Annotated in this window: 16 protein-coding genes; 15 read left to right on the top strand and 1 reads right to left on the bottom strand. The window is 55.7% G+C overall.

Translation table 11 applies throughout. The annotated features are described in order from the left end of the window. The first annotated feature begins 199 nt into the window (after positions 1 to 199). From secY to C0U40_RS19405, 7 genes are all read left to right on the top strand, one after another. Positions 200 to 1,564, top strand: coding sequence for a preprotein translocase subunit SecY (secY, locus tag C0U40_RS19435; RefSeq protein ID WP_101657454.1), 1,365 nt, complete (start codon positions 200 to 202; stop codon positions 1,562 to 1,564). A 196-nt stretch (positions 1,565 to 1,760) separates the two neighbouring features. After that, positions 1,761 to 2,411, top strand: a complete 651-nt coding sequence (locus C0U40_RS19430) for an adenylate kinase (RefSeq protein ID WP_101657453.1) — start codon at positions 1,761 to 1,763, stop codon at positions 2,409 to 2,411. Positions 2,412 to 2,743: 332 nt separating this feature from the next. Then, positions 2,744 to 3,112 carry a 30S ribosomal protein S13 gene (gene rpsM, locus C0U40_RS19425; RefSeq protein ID WP_101657452.1) on the top strand — a complete coding sequence of 123 codons (369 nt, stop codon included), beginning with the start codon at positions 2,744 to 2,746 and terminating at the stop codon, positions 3,110 to 3,112. A 14-nt stretch (positions 3,113 to 3,126) separates the two neighbouring features. Beyond that, the gene (gene rpsK / locus C0U40_RS19420; RefSeq protein WP_069301459.1) at positions 3,127 to 3,516 is read left to right on the top strand and encodes a 30S ribosomal protein S11; all 390 of its coding nucleotides are present in this window, start codon (positions 3,127 to 3,129) and stop codon (positions 3,514 to 3,516) included. 113 nt (positions 3,517 to 3,629) lie between these two features. Beyond that, complete coding sequence (locus C0U40_RS19415; protein WP_101657451.1) at positions 3,630 to 4,646, top strand: DNA-directed RNA polymerase subunit alpha; 1,017 nt, start codon at positions 3,630 to 3,632, stop codon at positions 4,644 to 4,646. Between the two features lie 137 nt (positions 4,647 to 4,783). Further along, positions 4,784 to 5,206: a 50S ribosomal protein L17 gene (rplQ, locus tag C0U40_RS19410; RefSeq protein WP_101657450.1), complete on the top strand. Its 423-nt coding sequence runs from the start codon at positions 4,784 to 4,786 to the stop codon at positions 5,204 to 5,206. A gap of 158 nt (positions 5,207 to 5,364) precedes the next feature. Continuing rightward, positions 5,365 to 6,696 carry a replication-associated recombination protein A gene (locus C0U40_RS19405; protein WP_101657449.1) on the top strand — a complete coding sequence of 444 codons (1,332 nt, stop codon included), beginning with the start codon at positions 5,365 to 5,367 and terminating at the stop codon, positions 6,694 to 6,696. A 165-nt stretch (positions 6,697 to 6,861) separates the two neighbouring features. On the opposite strand, the gene C0U40_RS19400 is transcribed toward C0U40_RS19405, so the two are convergent. Further along, positions 6,862 to 7,062, bottom strand: coding sequence for a hypothetical protein (locus tag C0U40_RS19400; protein WP_101657448.1), 201 nt, complete (start codon positions 7,060 to 7,062; stop codon positions 6,862 to 6,864). A 3-nt stretch (positions 7,063 to 7,065) separates the two neighbouring features. On the opposite strand from C0U40_RS19400, the gene C0U40_RS19395 reads away from it, so the two are divergent. The 8 genes from C0U40_RS19395 (at position 7,066) to C0U40_RS19360 (ending at position 14,270) form a co-directional block, all read left to right on the top strand. Next, the gene (locus C0U40_RS19395; RefSeq protein ID WP_101657447.1) at positions 7,066 to 7,245 is read left to right on the top strand and encodes a hypothetical protein; all 180 of its coding nucleotides are present in this window, start codon (positions 7,066 to 7,068) and stop codon (positions 7,243 to 7,245) included. Positions 7,246 to 7,309: 64 nt separating this feature from the next. Then, positions 7,310 to 7,687 (top strand): fluoride efflux transporter CrcB, encoded by a 378-nt coding sequence (crcB, locus tag C0U40_RS19390; RefSeq protein ID WP_101657446.1) that lies wholly within the window; start codon positions 7,310 to 7,312, stop codon positions 7,685 to 7,687. Then, positions 7,684 to 8,727 carry an RluA family pseudouridine synthase gene (locus C0U40_RS19385; protein WP_101657445.1) on the top strand — a complete coding sequence of 348 codons (1,044 nt, stop codon included), beginning with the start codon at positions 7,684 to 7,686 and terminating at the stop codon, positions 8,725 to 8,727. Before crcB ends, C0U40_RS19385 begins: the two co-directional genes overlap by 4 nt. Positions 8,728 to 8,733: 6 nt before the next feature. Beyond that, entirely contained in the window at positions 8,734 to 9,453 is a 720-nt protein-coding gene (locus C0U40_RS19380) for an ATP12 family chaperone protein (RefSeq protein WP_101657444.1), read from the top strand. Between the two features lie 304 nt (positions 9,454 to 9,757). Continuing rightward, positions 9,758 to 10,777 carry an amino acid ABC transporter substrate-binding protein gene (locus C0U40_RS19375; protein WP_101657443.1) on the top strand — a complete coding sequence of 340 codons (1,020 nt, stop codon included), beginning with the start codon at positions 9,758 to 9,760 and terminating at the stop codon, positions 10,775 to 10,777. Between the two features lie 156 nt (positions 10,778 to 10,933). Next, the gene (locus C0U40_RS19370; protein WP_101657442.1) at positions 10,934 to 12,151 is read left to right on the top strand and encodes an amino acid ABC transporter permease; all 1,218 of its coding nucleotides are present in this window, start codon (positions 10,934 to 10,936) and stop codon (positions 12,149 to 12,151) included. 1 nt (position 12,152) lies between these two features. Beyond that, positions 12,153 to 13,463 carry an amino acid ABC transporter permease gene (locus C0U40_RS19365; RefSeq protein WP_101657441.1) on the top strand — a complete coding sequence of 437 codons (1,311 nt, stop codon included), beginning with the start codon at positions 12,153 to 12,155 and terminating at the stop codon, positions 13,461 to 13,463. Positions 13,464 to 13,478: 15 nt separating this feature from the next. Continuing rightward, entirely contained in the window at positions 13,479 to 14,270 is a 792-nt protein-coding gene (locus C0U40_RS19360) for an amino acid ABC transporter ATP-binding protein (RefSeq protein WP_101657440.1), read from the top strand. Positions 14,271 to 14,302: the final 32 nt, after the last annotated feature.

The raw sequence follows: 14,302 nt of genomic DNA, 5'->3' as shown, positions 1-14,302 counted from the left end.
TTGGAACGCCGGTAAGGTCTGGCGTTTCAAATAAAAGTCAAAACCCTTGAATTGGGCTTGTGAGCGGTGGACCTGCCGCTTACATAACTCACGATCAAGTTTTTCGGCGCCGCGCGACCCTGTTGATTGGTCTCGCGGCGTTTTGTTTTTGACGCATCACCCGGGACGCCGCGTGTGCGACTATATGAAAGGGACGTTCATGGCTTCTGCTGCTGAACAAATGGCCTCCAACCTAAGCTGGGGTGCCTTCGGTAAAGCGAAAGAACTGCAATCTCGTATCCTCTTTGCTTTGGGTCTGTTGATTGTATACCGGATCGGGACGTTTATCCCCGTGCCCGGCATCGACGCCGGTGCTTTGCGGGACTTTGTCGAGGGGGCCCAGACTGGTGTGGGCGGTATCCTCAACATGTTCTCGGGCGGTGCGATTGGCCGGATGGCGATCTTTGCGCTGGGGATCATGCCCTATATTTCCGCGTCCATTATCGTCCAGCTTCTGACAGCGATGGTTCCGTCTTTGGAGCAATTGAAGAAAGAGGGCGAGGCCGGACGCAAGAAGATCAACCAGTACACCCGTTACGGCACCGTGGCGCTGGCGTTCTTTCAGGCTTACGGCATGTCCCGCGGGCTTGAGGCTGGCGATCTGGCGACCAATCCCGGCTTCCTGAGCTTCCAGCTGCCTGCGATTATCACGCTGGTCGGGGGCACCATGTTCCTGATGTGGCTGGGTGAACAGATCACGGCACGGGGCATCGGTAACGGTATCTCCCTGATCATCTTCGTTGGGATTATTGCTGAATTGCCTGCTGCGCTGGCACAGTTCTTTGCGTCGGGTCGCTCCGGTGCGCTGTCGCCTGCGGTTATCGTTGGTGTGATGATCATGGTTGTGGTTGTGATCGCGTTTATCGTGTTTATGGAACGCGCCCTGCGCAAGATCCACATCCAGTACCCCAAACGTCAGGTTGGCATGAAAGTTTACGGGGGCGAGTCCTCTCACCTGCCGATCAAGATCAACCCTGCCGGTGTTATCCCGCCGATCTTTGCCTCTGCGCTGCTGCTGTTGCCGACGACCATCTCCACGTTCTCCGGCACACAAACCAGCCCGTTCATGAACACGCTGCTGGCTTACTTCGGGCCGGGGCAGCCGCTCTATCTGCTGTTCTTCGTGGGCATGATCGTGTTCTTCAGCTACTTCTACACCGCCAACGTGTCCTTCAAGACCGATGATGTTGCAGACAACCTGAAAAAACAGAACGGTTTTGTTCCGGGGATCCGTCCGGGCAAGAAGACGGAAGAGTATCTGGATTATGTGGTCGCGCGTATCCTTGTGCTCGGTTCGGCCTATCTGGCTGCAATCTGTCTGTTCCCGGAAATCCTGCGCTCGCAACTGGCGATTCCCTTCTACTTTGGCGGGACATCCCTTTTGATTGTTGTGTCGGTGACGATGGACACAATCACACAAGTGCAGTCCCATCTGCTGGCCCACCAGTATGAAAGCCTGATTGAGAAATCCAAGCTGCGCGGCAAGAACCGTAGCAAGGCACGGGGCGGTCGTCGGGGGCGCTAAGCCTTCGGAACGTAACGTTTCGTTGACAGATCGAAAGGCCGTACAGCTTGCTGTGCGGCCTTTTTCCTTGCGGCAAAGGGGTTTTCCTCGGGTCCGGCTACCTGCGACGTGTATGCGCAAGTATACGTTTCTTGTTTTCGCCGGATATGAAATGAGGCTATAGCTGTGCGCGTGCTGCGATATGAAGGGAATCTACATGAATATTATTTTGCTTGGCCCACCGGGTGCCGGTAAAGGAACACAGGCCGCGATGCTGGTGGAAGAGCGGAATATGGTGCAGCTGAGCACGGGCGACATGCTGCGTGCGGCACGGTCTTCCGGTACGGAAATGGGCAAAATGGTTGCCGGTGTCATGGACCGCGGCGAACTGGTTACGGACGAGATCGTGATCGGATTGATCCGCGAGCAACTGGAAACAGCCAAAGCCGATGGCGGCTTTATTTTTGACGGCTTCCCCCGCACGCTGGCACAGGCGGATGCTCTGGGGGAATTGCTGGACAGTGTTGGCCAGTCTCTGGACACTGTGATTGAAATGCGTGTGGATGACGAGGCTCTCGTGTCCCGCATCACCGGCCGCTACACCTGCGCCAATTGCGGGGCGGGTTATCACGATACTGCCAAGAAACCGGCGAAAGAGGGTGTCTGCGACAAATGCGGCGGCACAGAATTCAAGCGCCGTGCAGACGACAATGAGGAAAGCCTCAAGACACGTCTGATGGCCTACTACAAAGACACGTCGCCCCTGATCGGCTATTACTACGCCAAGGGCCAGTTGCAGACCATTGACGGTCTTGCAGCCATCGACACGGTTAAGGCGTCGATTGACAAGGCGCTGTCTGACAGTTGATCCGGTAGTCCGGCCAGCACAATAAAACTGATGGAACCGCTTGCTCTTGCAAGCGGTTTTTTCATGGGGCAAACTCGCCAGACCCCAAGGCGCGACCGTTGGGGTGGAAAGCCTGAAAAGACGCTCTGGCAAGGCTCAGCTGTGTCAGAGGGGTTGACCTTATGGGGAACGGGGTGTATCGCACAGCTTCCTTAAGGAATCGGCCCTTTTCTGCTTATACCAGTGATTCGTCTGATCCTTGTTCGGGAATGGCCCGATGCCGTGGTGGTGTTGGGCTTTTGTTGTGAAAAAAGGTTCTGGAAACACGGAGCCGCAACCATAAGGAAGAGCCCTTGGCACGTATCGCCGGCGTTAACTTGCCGACCCACAAACGGGTCCCAATCGCCCTTACATATATTCACGGCATCGGTAACACCACCGCTGCTAAAATTTGCGAAGAAACCGGTCTGGACGTAACCCGCCGGATCAACGAACTGTCCGATGCGGAAGTTCTGAAAATTCGCGAATACATCGACGCGAACCTCGACGTGGAAGGTGATCTGCGTCGTGAAGTTTCCATGAACATCAAACGCCTGATGGACCTGGGTTGCTACCGCGGCCTGCGTCACCGTCGTGGTCTGCCTGTTCGCGGTCAACGTACACACACAAACGCACGCACACGCAAGGGCCCAGCCCGCGCGATTGCCGGCAAAAAGAAATAAGGAGGGCTTGAATCATGGCACGTGAAAAACTTCGCGCAAAGAAGAAGGTCCGTAAGAACATCACGACTGGTGTTGCTCACGTTAACTCCTCTTTCAACAACACAAAGATCCTGATTGCAGACGCTCAAGGCAACGCAATTGCATGGTCTTCCGCTGGCACAATGGGCTTCAAAGGCTCGCGCAAATCCACACCTTACGCGGCGCAAATGGCTGCTGAAGATGCTGGCAAAAAAGCGCAAGAGCATGGCGTGAAAACGCTGGAAGTTGAAGTTCAGGGTCCGGGTTCGGGTCGTGAAAGCGCACTGCGCGCACTGGCTGCTGTAGGCTTCAACATCACATCCATCCGCGATGTGACACCGATCGCCCACAACGGCTGTCGCCCTCCTAAGCGCCGCCGGGTATAAGCCTCGCGTCAAGAATTATCGGGCCGGTTCAAAGGATCGGCCCGCGTTATTGTTAATACCCTCGGGCGTTCCCGATCAATCGGATCCGATCGGCGAACAGGAATGGAGGACTTATGATCCACAAGAATTGGCAAGAGCTTATCCGCCCCACTCAGTTGGACATCAAACCAGGTGGCGACCCCCTGCGTCAGGCAACATGTATTGCCGAACCGCTGGAGCGTGGCTTTGGTTTGACTTTGGGCAACGCGCTGCGGCGTGTCCTGCTGTCGTCCCTGCAAGGTGCTGCGATCACTTCCGTACAGATCGACAACGTTCTGCACGAGTTCTCCAGCGTTGCCGGCGTACGTGAAGACGTAACCGACATCGTTCTGAACCTTAAAGGTGTGGCCGTTGGCATGGAAGCAGAAGGCACAAAACGTGTGTCTATTGCGGCTAAAGGCCCGGGCGTTGTTACCGCGGGTGACATTTCCGAAACTGCTGACATCCAGATCCTGAACAAGGATCACGTGATCTGTCACCTTGATGACGGCGCGTCCCTGTTCATGGAAATGACCGTTGAAACAGGTAAAGGCTATGTTGCAGCCGACAAGAACCGTCCGGAAGATGCGCCAATTGGCCTGATCCCGATCGACGCGCTGTTCTCGCCTGTTGTTAAAGTGTCTTACGATGTTCAACCGACCCGTGAAGGTCAGGTTCTGGACTATGACAAACTGACACTGAAACTGGAAACAGACGGTTCGATCACGCCGGAAGACGCTGTGGCCTATGCTGCACGTATCCTGCAAGACCAGCTGTCCGTGTTTGTGAACTTCGACGAGCCAGAGTCCGCTTCCCGTCAGGAAGAGGAAGACGATCTGGAATTCAACCCGCTGCTGCTCAAGAAAGTGGACGAGTTGGAACTGTCGGTCCGTTCTGCAAACTGCCTGAAGAACGACAACATCGTTTATATCGGCGATCTGATCCAGAAAACCGAAGCAGAAATGCTGCGCACTCCGAACTTCGGCCGCAAATCCTTGAACGAAATCAAGGAAGTTCTGACCGGAATGGGGCTGCACCTTGGTATGGACATCGTGGATTGGCCACCGGACAATATCGAAGATCTGGCCAAGAAGTACGAAGACCAGTTTTAAGTTTAACGTGGGTCGGGCTGAAGCCCGACCTACGCAAAATGCCCGCAGATGGCGGGGAACATATCGGGTAATTCTGCCCCAAGGAGTGCGAGACCCACGCAGGCTCGCCGGACAAAGCATAGAGAAGGAAAACTAAAATGCGTCACGCACGTGGTTACCGTCGCCTGAACCGGACTCATGAACACCGCAAAGCGCTGTTCTCGAACATGACAGGCTCGCTCATCGAGCATGAGCAAATCAAAACAACTTTGCCAAAAGCAAAAGAACTGCGCCCGATCATGGAAAAACTGATCACATTGGCGAAACGTGGCGATCTGCACGCCCGTCGTCAGGCCGCTTCCAAGCTGAAAGAAGACCAGTACGTTTCCAAACTGTTTGACGTGCTTGGCCCGCGCTACAAAGACCGTCAAGGCGGTTACGTGCGCATCATGAAAGCCGGCTTCCGTTACGGCGACATGGCGCCTATGGCGATCATCGAATTCGTTGATCGTGACGTAGACGCCAAAGGCGCGGCTGACAAAGCCCGCGTTGCTGCTGAAATGGATGCAGCAGACGAATAAAAACCGATAAAATTCGGGACAGTAGGAACCCCGTCAGACCGTCCTGGTCTGGCGGGGTTTTTCTTTGAGTATTTGGTGAACAATGAAGCGGCGCTACATTGCGTCGGCAAGGTTTGCAGGCCAAACTGGGCACAGGTTGAATTGGGGCGGGTGACGCGATGGCGGATCTATTTGATGCACTGGATGACGGGGCAAAGGGGCAGGCGGATGCCCCTGCAAAGAATGCGCCGCTGGCGGACCGCCTGCGCCCCCGCCATTTTGCGGAAGTGATCGGGCAACAGCATCTTCTGGGCGAAGATGGCGCGTTGCGGGTGATGCTGGAAAGCGGACGTCTGTCCTCGATCATTTTCTGGGGGCCGCCGGGTGTGGGGAAAACCACGCTGGCCAAGTTGCTGGCAGATGAAACCGAAATGGAGTTTGTCCAGATCAGCGCGATATTCTCGGGCGTGGCAGATCTGAAGAAAGTGTTCGATGCAGCCAAACTGCGGCAGAAGACCGGCCGGGGAACGGTTTTGTTTGTGGATGAGATCCACCGTTTCAACAAGGCCCAGCAGGACGGCTTTCTGCCCCATATGGAAGACGGGACCATCGTTCTGGTTGGCGCTACGACAGAAAATCCGTCGTTCGAGTTGAACGCTGCTGTGATGAGCCGCAGTCAGGTGATGGTGCTGGAGCGTTTGACGCTTGCCGATCTGGAACTGATGGCGCAGCGGGCCGAGCAGCTGGTGCAGCGGGCACTGCCCCTGACAGCGGATGCCCGCGAAGCCGTGCTGGAGATGGCAGACGGGGACGGGCGTGCCCTGATCAACATTCTGGAGCAGTGCTTTGCTTGGGATGCGAAAGAAAAAGTCGGGCGGGACGGATTATCCAAACGCCTGTCCCGCCGTGCACCAAAGTACGACAAATCCGGCGAGGAGCATTACAATCTGATCTCTGCGTTGCACAAATCCGTGCGCGGGTCTGATCCGGATGCTGCTGTTTACTGGTTGTGCCGGATGCTGGAAGGGGGCGAAGACCCGCGTTTTCTCGCCCGCAGAATCACCCGTATGGCGGTTGAAGATATCGGTCTGGCCGATCCGCAAGCACAGGCTGTTTGTCTGCAATCCTGGCAGACCTACGAGCGGCTTGGCAGTCCCGAAGGGGAACTGGCGCTGGCACAGGCAGTGATCTATCTTGCGCTCGCCCCGAAATCGAACGGGGCCTACAAAGCCTATAAAGAGGCCCGCAGAGCGGCGCGGAAAACCGGATCGGAGCCGCCGCCCAAACATATCCGAAATGCACCGACCAAGCTGATGAAGGACGAAGGCTATGGAGTCGGTTACGAGTATGACCATGACGCAGAGGACGGATTTTCGGGGCAGAATTACTTCCCCGACGGGATGAAGCACGGGGTCTATTATGTGCCGGTGGATCGGGGCTTCGAGCGGGAGTTGAAAAAGCGGACCGAGTATTTTGCCAAGCTGCGTACAAGCCGGAACAAGGGTGTTTAGGGGTACTCTCTGTAGGGTTTAGTTGCCGTTCCGTAGCGATACAACTCTGGGTAAAAATTGCGATCCAGTTTGCAGATACCGCAACCCTATGGTTGAATGGGGGTAGGTAGCGTGTATTGTGAGGGGGCTTGATTCGATTTTGTATTGCCCGATAGACATTTGACTTTACAGATTCTTTTCACTTGCCGGCTGCATTCCGGCCTTACTTTCGAACAGGCAGAACCGCTTCAGAAAGATATTTGGAACCGTTGCGCTGACCGTCGTATCGGGGGCTTTTTCCTGCGCTCCGGACAGCACCTTGTAGGGCTGTTCGAAGGGCCGGAGCCGGTGGTCGTCGGGCAGGTGGATCATTTGATCCGGAAACATAAGGTGGCATCCGTTTTTGTGGTGCGCGAAGTCCAGCTTGATACCCGCGAATGGACCAAGTGGAATACGGATGTTTTCAACCTTGGTCATGTCCCCGAGACCGAAAGAGAGCGCTTTGAAAGCCTTGCACAGATCGTCAACATTGCTGTAGAGGCGGACCAGAGACGCGGTGCGGACGCCTGAATGTCCTGATGGCCGCGTGCGGAATGGACCTGTAGAATACAGGTTCTAAAGCGCAGAGGTCTGTATGAATACTCTAATTCAAATTGCGATCGGTGGTGGCCTCGGGGCTGTCATGCGGTATGGCACCGTGCAAGCGGCTGTGCGTCTGATCGGAACCGGAGCACCGGCGGGTGTGTTTGCGGTAAATCTTGCCGGTTCCTTTCTGATGGGGATCTTTGCTGTCTGGTTCCTGCATCGCGCCGGAGATGCGCGCTATGCGCCATTCGTGATGACGGGTGTGTTAGGCGGATTTACCACGTTTTCTGCGTTCTCTCTGGATGCGATCCTGCTATGGGAGCAGGGACGGGGCGGACTGGCCGCCTTTTATGTAATAGGATCGGTGTTGGGCGGGATTACTGCCCTGTTTGCCGGAATGGGAATTATGCGGGCGGTGCTGTCATGAGTGGTGTGCAACATATAGCTGTAGCGGAAGACGCTGCGGATCAGAGACTGGATCGCTGGCTGCGCCGGATGTTCCCCCATGTCAGTCAGGGACGTGTGGAAAAGATGTGCCGGAAAGGCGACCTGCGGGTTGATAAGGGGCGCGTCAAGGCAAACACCCGCCTGCAACCCGGGCAGGTGGTGCGGATCCCTCCCTTGCCGGACCCCGGAACGGTCGCCGCCAAACCCGAGGCGGTGATCTCGGATGCCGATGCCAAACTTATGCAGGACAGCGTAATCTATCGGGATGACGATATCATTGTGCTGAACAAACCTGCGGGCCTGGCTGTGCAAGGGGGGTCGGGTCAGACCCGCCATATCGACGGTCTTGCGGATGCGCTGAGGTTCGAGATGGATACAAAGCCGAAGCTGGTTCACCGGCTGGACAAGGACACCAGTGGCGTTTTCGTGATGGCACGGACCGGACGCGCGGCGGCCGGCCTTGCCAAAAGCTTTCATCTGCGAACAACGCGCAAGATTTACTGGGCGATGGTTGCGGGCAGCCCGTTCCCCAAGATGGGCACCATTCGTTACGGGCTGGTAAAAGCCGCCGGCCACGGACCGAACGGCGCGGGGGAGCGGATGCACTGTATCCATCCTGATGAGGTAGAGCAGACCGAAGGCGCAAAACGGGCGACGACGGATTACGCTGTGATTGAAGCTGTTGGCCAGCGCGCCGCATGGGTTGGTTTGGTACCGATTACGGGCCGGACGCACCAGTTGCGCGCCCATATGGCTGAAATCGGCCATCCGATCATCGGAGACGGCAAATATGGCACCAACAGTCAGGTGAATGAAGGTGACGGTTGGGGCGCGCAACTGGGTGGCTCTGTCAGCCGTAAACTGCACTTGCATGCCCGTTCCCTGGCGATTCCCCATCCGGTAAGTGGTGCGAAAATGACCTTCACCGCCCCGTTGCCGGATCATATGGCGCAGACATGGGACTTTTTCGGCTTTGATCCGGCGGAAGCCCCTACAGATCCATTCGAAGAACAAGAGTAATAAGCGATGAAACTGGCGAAGAAGAAGCGCTTCTGGAACACGGTCGACGTGGCCGAGGCGGAATCAGGGTTTGTGATCCAGCTTGACGGACGCACGGTTAAAACTCCGGAAAAGCGCGATCTGCTGCTGCCGACACGGAAGGCGGCAGAACTGGTGGCGCAGGAATGGGATGATACCAGCGGAGAACTGGACCCGACCGCTATGCCCGCGACCCGCTGGGCAAATGTTTCGGTGGACAAAATGGGCGGTCAGATGGCGGCAGTTGTCGACATGCTCGCGGCGTATGGCGAGAATGATCTGCTGTGCTATCGTGCGACCCACCCGCAGGAACTGATCGCCCGTCAGGCAGCGTTCTGGGATGCTCCCTTGCAATGGGCCAGCCAGACATTCGAAGCACCGCTGCTGGTCACTTCGGGAGTGATTCCGGTGGAGCAACCGAATCAATCGGTCGCCAATTTGCGACAGGCAGTAGAGACGTTCGACCCGTTCGAACTGGCCGCTTTTCACGATTTGGTACAAATTTCAGGATCTCTTGTGCTTGCCCTTGCAGTGGCACGACAACACATGGTTGCAGAACAGGCATGGGACGTGGCGCGGGTCGATGAAAATTGGCAAATCGAGCACTGGGGCGTGGACGACGAAGCGGCCGAAGCAGCCGAATTAAAGCGACAGGCCTTTCTTCTTTCCGAGGAATTACTGCTGTCTGTGCGTAAAACCTTACATTAGGGCAATCTTTAGTCAGCATCGCTGACCTACCCTTCGTCGGGGGTTTGAAAGCACACCCTCGGCTTTCCATAATCACTGGAAAAACAGGGAAATTTCGCTTGATTAATAGGTCTTAACTCCTGACCTATTGTCTTACCGAGCGTAAACTTTTGAACCCTTTTGGTGTGTATAAAAACCTTGACCTGACAAACTCCTCCTCACACTATGGGGCCTACTTTTCCGGCCACGCCGGTAAAGTACGACAAGCTGGGTAAACTCCTAGCAAGCCGTCTGACCATAGGCGGTTCATCAGGAAGAGGTAAAAATGAAAAAAACAACATTCTTCGGCGCTGTAGCCGCGGCCACTATGACTGCTGGCTTCGCCGCTGCCGGAACGCTCGACGACGTTAAAGCAAAAGGCTTTTTGCAATGTGGTGTTTCCACCGGTCTTGCAGGCTTTTCTGCGGCTGACGCGAATGGCAACTGGGACGGTTTCGACGTCGCTGTGTGCCGCGCTGTTGCTGCGGCTGTGCTGGGCGACCCGCAAGCTGTCAAGTTCACTCCAACAACCGGTAAAACTCGCTTCACAGCGCTGGCTTCCGGTGAGATCGACATGCTGGCACGTAACACCACATGGACTTTCTCCCGTGACGTAGACCTGAAGTTCACCTTCATCGGCGTGAACTATTACGACGGTCAGGGCTTCATGGTTCCAAAAGAACTGGGTGTGTCTTCCGCAAAAGATCTGGACGGTGCAACTGTATGTATCCAGACTGGTACAACAACAGAGCTGAACCTGGCGGATTTCTTCCGTTCCAACAACATCAGCTACGAGCCGGTGCCAATCGAAACCAACGCAGAAGCCCAACAGCAGTATCTGGCTGGCGCTTGTGACGTTTACACAACAGACGCATCCGGTCTGGCCGCGACACGCGCAACTTTCGAGAACCCGGACGCACACGCGCTTCTGCCGGAAATCATCTCCAAAGAGCCGCTGGGTCCGCTTGTACGCCACGGCGACGACCAATGGGCTGACATCGGTCGCTGGACACTGAACGCACTGATCGCAGCTGAAGAGCTGGGTATTACATCCGCGAACGTAAAAGAATCCGCGATGGCTGCCGGTAACAATCCGGAAATCAACCGTCTGCTGGGTACTGAAGGCAACCTCGGCGAGCAGCTGGGTCTGTCCGCAGACTTCGCGAAGAACGCGATTGCTGCTGGTGGTAACTACGGCGAGATCTTCGCCCGTCACATCGGTGAATCCACTCCAATCGGTCTGGCCCGCGGCCTGAACGCACAGTGGACAGACGGCGGCCTGATCTACTCGCCTCCTTTCCGCTAAGTTTTAAGAACGGGCGCGGCACAAGCCGCGCCCGTTTTCCTCCGGCCAGACCGGAAATACTCCGAACTATACAAAAACAAGGTGCAACCAGTTCGCCACGCGTTCCGTGGAATTGGAAGTTGTGACCTCAATGACAGAACAAGGGAGCGTGGACACATGTCTGCAACCACCGATCCTCCAAAGGACGGCTTCCAACTCAGCCAATTAATTTACGACACCCGCTATCGCTCCATGACGATTCAGATCGTGGCGCTGGTGTTGTTTTTGTTGGGCGTTGGATGGCTTTTGAACAACGCTGCGCAGAATCTCGCGGCTTTGGGGAAACCGTTGAGCTTTGGCTTTCTCGGGGAAGCCGCCGGGTATGATATCAACCAGAAACTGATCGAATATAACAACCAGATGTCCCACGGCCGCGCCGCGCTCGTCGGGGTGCTGAATACGCTGTTGGTCGCGGTGCTCGGCTGTATTCTGGCAACCGTGCTTGGCGTTGTTATCGGTGTGTTGCGTTTGTCTAACAACTGGGTCGTTGCACGGCTGATGACGGTTTACATCGAATCCTTCCGCAATGTTCCCGTGTTGCTGTGGATCGTTCTGACAATGGCGATCTTTATTGAAACGTTTCCCGCGCCTCGGGCGTTTCGCGGCGAGAATGCCAGCGCATCCATGAGCCTGTGGGATTCGGTCGCGCTGACGAACCGGGGGCTCTATATTCCCAAGCCTGAGATGTATGCCGGTTCCACGGCCGTGATCGTTGTGTTCCTGTTGTCCATCATCGGCATTTTCGTTTTTGGGACATGGTCGCGCAAGCGGCAGGAGGCGACAGGTCAAATCCTGCCGAACTTCTGGATCAAGCTGGCGATCTTCTTCGTACCAACGCTGCTGGTCTATTTCATTCTGGGCCGCCCTATCGGGTTGGAACTGCCAGAGCTCAAAGGCTTCAACTTTCAGGGCGGCATCTATATGCGCAACTCCCTGATTGCGCTGACGCTCGCGCTTGGACTGTATACAGCGGCCTTTGTCGCCGAGAACGTTCGTGCAGGGATCATGGCTGTGAGCAAGGGACAGTCCGAAGCTGCTTTCGCCCTCGGCCTGAGCCCGAACCGCACAATGAACCTGATCATCCTGCCTCAAGCACTGCGGGTCATTATTCCGCCGCTGATCTCCCAGTACCTGAACCTGACCAAAAACTCCTCTCTGGCGATTGCCGTGGGGTATATGGACGTCACCGGTACACTTGGCGGGATCACATTGAACCAGACCGGTAAGGAAATGGAATGTCTGCTGATCCTGATGGCGATCTATCTGGCAATCAGCCTGATCATCTCTTCCGTGATGAACTGGTACAATGAATCCGTAAAGTTGAGGGAGCGTTGATATGAGCGATACTCATGCACAAACGGTAGCTTACGTTCGCGAAACGATGCTGCCCGAACAAGCGCCCCCGTCGACTGCGGCAGGGCCTATCCGGTGGATGCGGGATAACCTATTTTCCAGTGTCATGAATACGGTGCTGACTCTTTTGTCGGTTTACTTCCTCTGGGTCGTTCTGTCCCTTGTCCTGCCTTGGGTCTGGTACGGGTCATGGACCGCCTCCTCTCTGAGAGAGTGCCGCGAGGTAGTTTCCGACTTGGGTCTCGCACATGGTGCGGCCTGCTGGTCCGTTATCGGAGAGCGCTATCTCCAGCTGATTTACGGGTTTTATCCGGATGAACTGTACTGGCGTGCCAACTTGGCTTTCATCCTGATGATCGTGGCTCTGGCACCTGTGCTCTATCCCAACCTGCCACGCAAGATTCTGTGGTTTTCGGCACTTTACCCGTTCCTGGCCTTCTGGCTGCTTTGGGGGGGGACACTCTGGACACCTGTCGTGGCCGTTGCTGGTTTCGTTCTCGCGTATTTTGCATTCGAGATACTGAACCGTGCGGCTGGATCACTTGTCGGTGTGATTGCCGCTATTCTGGTGCCTGTCATCTGGTGGCTGTTGCTGGCAGGGCCTGTGGCGAACGGGCTGGCTGCGGTGATCCCGCTGGCGATGGAGCCGGTTGAATCCGCAAAATTCGGCGGCTTTATGCTGTCGATCATCATTGGTGTGACGGGGATCGTTATGTCGTTGCCCTTGGGCATTCTTCTGGCGCTCGGGCGTCAGTCCGACCTGATGATCGTCAAGGCGATTTGCGTAGGCTTTATCGAGTTCATTCGCGGTGTGCCGCTGATCACGCTGCTGTTTGTGGCCTCGACGTTGTTGAACTACTTCCTGCCTCCGGGCACGACGTTTGACATCATCCTGCGGGTGATCATCATGGTGACGCTGTTTGCCTCTGCCTATATGGCCGAGGTGGTTCGGGGCGGTCTGGCGGCTTTGCCAACCGGCCAGTACGAAGCAGCGGATGCTCTGGGTCTGGACTATTGGAAGGCCACGCGGCTGATTACCATGCCGCAGGCGTTGAAGATTTCCATTCCGGGAATCGTGTCCACCTTTATTGGTCTGTTCAAGGATACCACGTTGGTTTCGATCATCGGTCTGTTGGACCCGATCGGCCTGACTGCCAATATCCGCGCAGATTCCAACTGGAACGGTATTGTGTGGGAGCTTTACGGCTTTATCGCACTGATCTTCTTTATCTTCTGTTTCTCCATGTCACGGTACTCCATGTACCTCGAGCGCAAGCTCAAGACCGGCCACTAGTTAGGAGCCTTCAATATGTCTCAAATAGCAACTGATCGTGAAATTGATCGTAGCAAGATGGCCGTCTCCGACGAGGTGGCGATCCAGATCAACAAAATGAACAAATGGTACGGTGCATTTCACGTTCTGCGTGACATCGACATGACCGTGCAACGGGGGGAGCGGATCGTTATTGCCGGTCCGTCCGGTTCAGGGAAATCGACGCTGATCCGCTGTATCAACCGTCTGGAAGAACACCAGAAGGGCGATATCATCGTGGACGGGATCGAACTGACCTCTGATCTCAAGAACATCGACAAGATCCGGCGCGAGGTTGGCATGTGCTTTCAGCACTTCAACCTGTTCCCGCACCTGACGATCCTTGAGAACTGTACGCTGGCGCCAATGTGGGTGCGTAAAACACCCAAGAAGGAAGCCGAGGAAATTGCGATGCATTTCCTTGAAAAGGTGAAGATCCCCGAGCAGGCTGACAAATACCCCGGCCAGCTTTCGGGTGGTCAGCAGCAGCGTGTTGCGATTGCGCGTTCCTTGTGCATGAAACCCCGCATCATGCTGTTCGATGAACCGACCTCTGCGCTTGATCCCGAGATGATCAAAGAGGTGCTGGATACGATGGTGGAACTGGCCGAAGAAGGCATGACCATGCTGTGTGTGACCCACGAAATGGGTTTTGCCAAACAGGTTGCCAACCGCGTGATCTTTATGGATGCGGGCCAGATTGTTGAACAGAACGAGCCGGAAGAGTTCTTCAACAACCCGAAATCCGAACGCACCAAACTGTTCCTCAGCCAGATTTTGGGCCACTAAACCCAACCTCTGCAATACAAACAGAAACCCCG

The sequence above is a fragment of the Neptunicoccus cionae genome (assembly GCF_002860325.1).
Taxonomy (GTDB): Bacteria; Pseudomonadota; Alphaproteobacteria; order Rhodobacterales; family Rhodobacteraceae; genus Amylibacter; species Amylibacter lutimaris.
This window is presented reverse-complemented; position numbering and strand designations above follow the sequence as displayed.

What these genes read in the sequence shown, in the direction of transcription:
- secY (WP_101657454.1), top strand. Translation starts at nt 200, where the DNA reads ATGGCTTCTGCTGCTGAACAAATGGCCTCCAACCTAAGCTGGGGTGCC.
- C0U40_RS19430 (WP_101657453.1), top strand. Translation starts at nt 1,761, where the DNA reads ATGAATATTATTTTGCTTGGCCCACCGGGTGCCGGTAAAGGAACACAG.
- rpsK (WP_069301459.1), top strand. Translation starts at nt 3,127, where the DNA reads ATGGCACGTGAAAAACTTCGCGCAAAGAAGAAGGTCCGTAAGAACATC.
- C0U40_RS19415 (WP_101657451.1), top strand. Translation starts at nt 3,630, where the DNA reads ATGATCCACAAGAATTGGCAAGAGCTTATCCGCCCCACTCAGTTGGAC.
- rplQ (WP_101657450.1), top strand. Translation starts at nt 4,784, where the DNA reads ATGCGTCACGCACGTGGTTACCGTCGCCTGAACCGGACTCATGAACAC.
- C0U40_RS19405 (WP_101657449.1), top strand. Translation starts at nt 5,365, where the DNA reads ATGGCGGATCTATTTGATGCACTGGATGACGGGGCAAAGGGGCAGGCG.
- C0U40_RS19400 (WP_101657448.1), bottom strand. Translation starts at nt 7,062, where the DNA reads ATGTTTCCGGATCAAATGATCCACCTGCCCGACGACCACCGGCTCCGG.
- crcB (WP_101657446.1), top strand. Translation starts at nt 7,310, where the DNA reads ATGAATACTCTAATTCAAATTGCGATCGGTGGTGGCCTCGGGGCTGTC.
- C0U40_RS19385 (WP_101657445.1), top strand. Translation starts at nt 7,684, where the DNA reads ATGAGTGGTGTGCAACATATAGCTGTAGCGGAAGACGCTGCGGATCAG.
- C0U40_RS19380 (WP_101657444.1), top strand. Translation starts at nt 8,734, where the DNA reads ATGAAACTGGCGAAGAAGAAGCGCTTCTGGAACACGGTCGACGTGGCC.
- C0U40_RS19375 (WP_101657443.1), top strand. Translation starts at nt 9,758, where the DNA reads ATGAAAAAAACAACATTCTTCGGCGCTGTAGCCGCGGCCACTATGACT.
- C0U40_RS19370 (WP_101657442.1), top strand. Translation starts at nt 10,934, where the DNA reads ATGTCTGCAACCACCGATCCTCCAAAGGACGGCTTCCAACTCAGCCAA.
- C0U40_RS19365 (WP_101657441.1), top strand. Translation starts at nt 12,153, where the DNA reads ATGAGCGATACTCATGCACAAACGGTAGCTTACGTTCGCGAAACGATG.
- C0U40_RS19360 (WP_101657440.1), top strand. Translation starts at nt 13,479, where the DNA reads ATGTCTCAAATAGCAACTGATCGTGAAATTGATCGTAGCAAGATGGCC.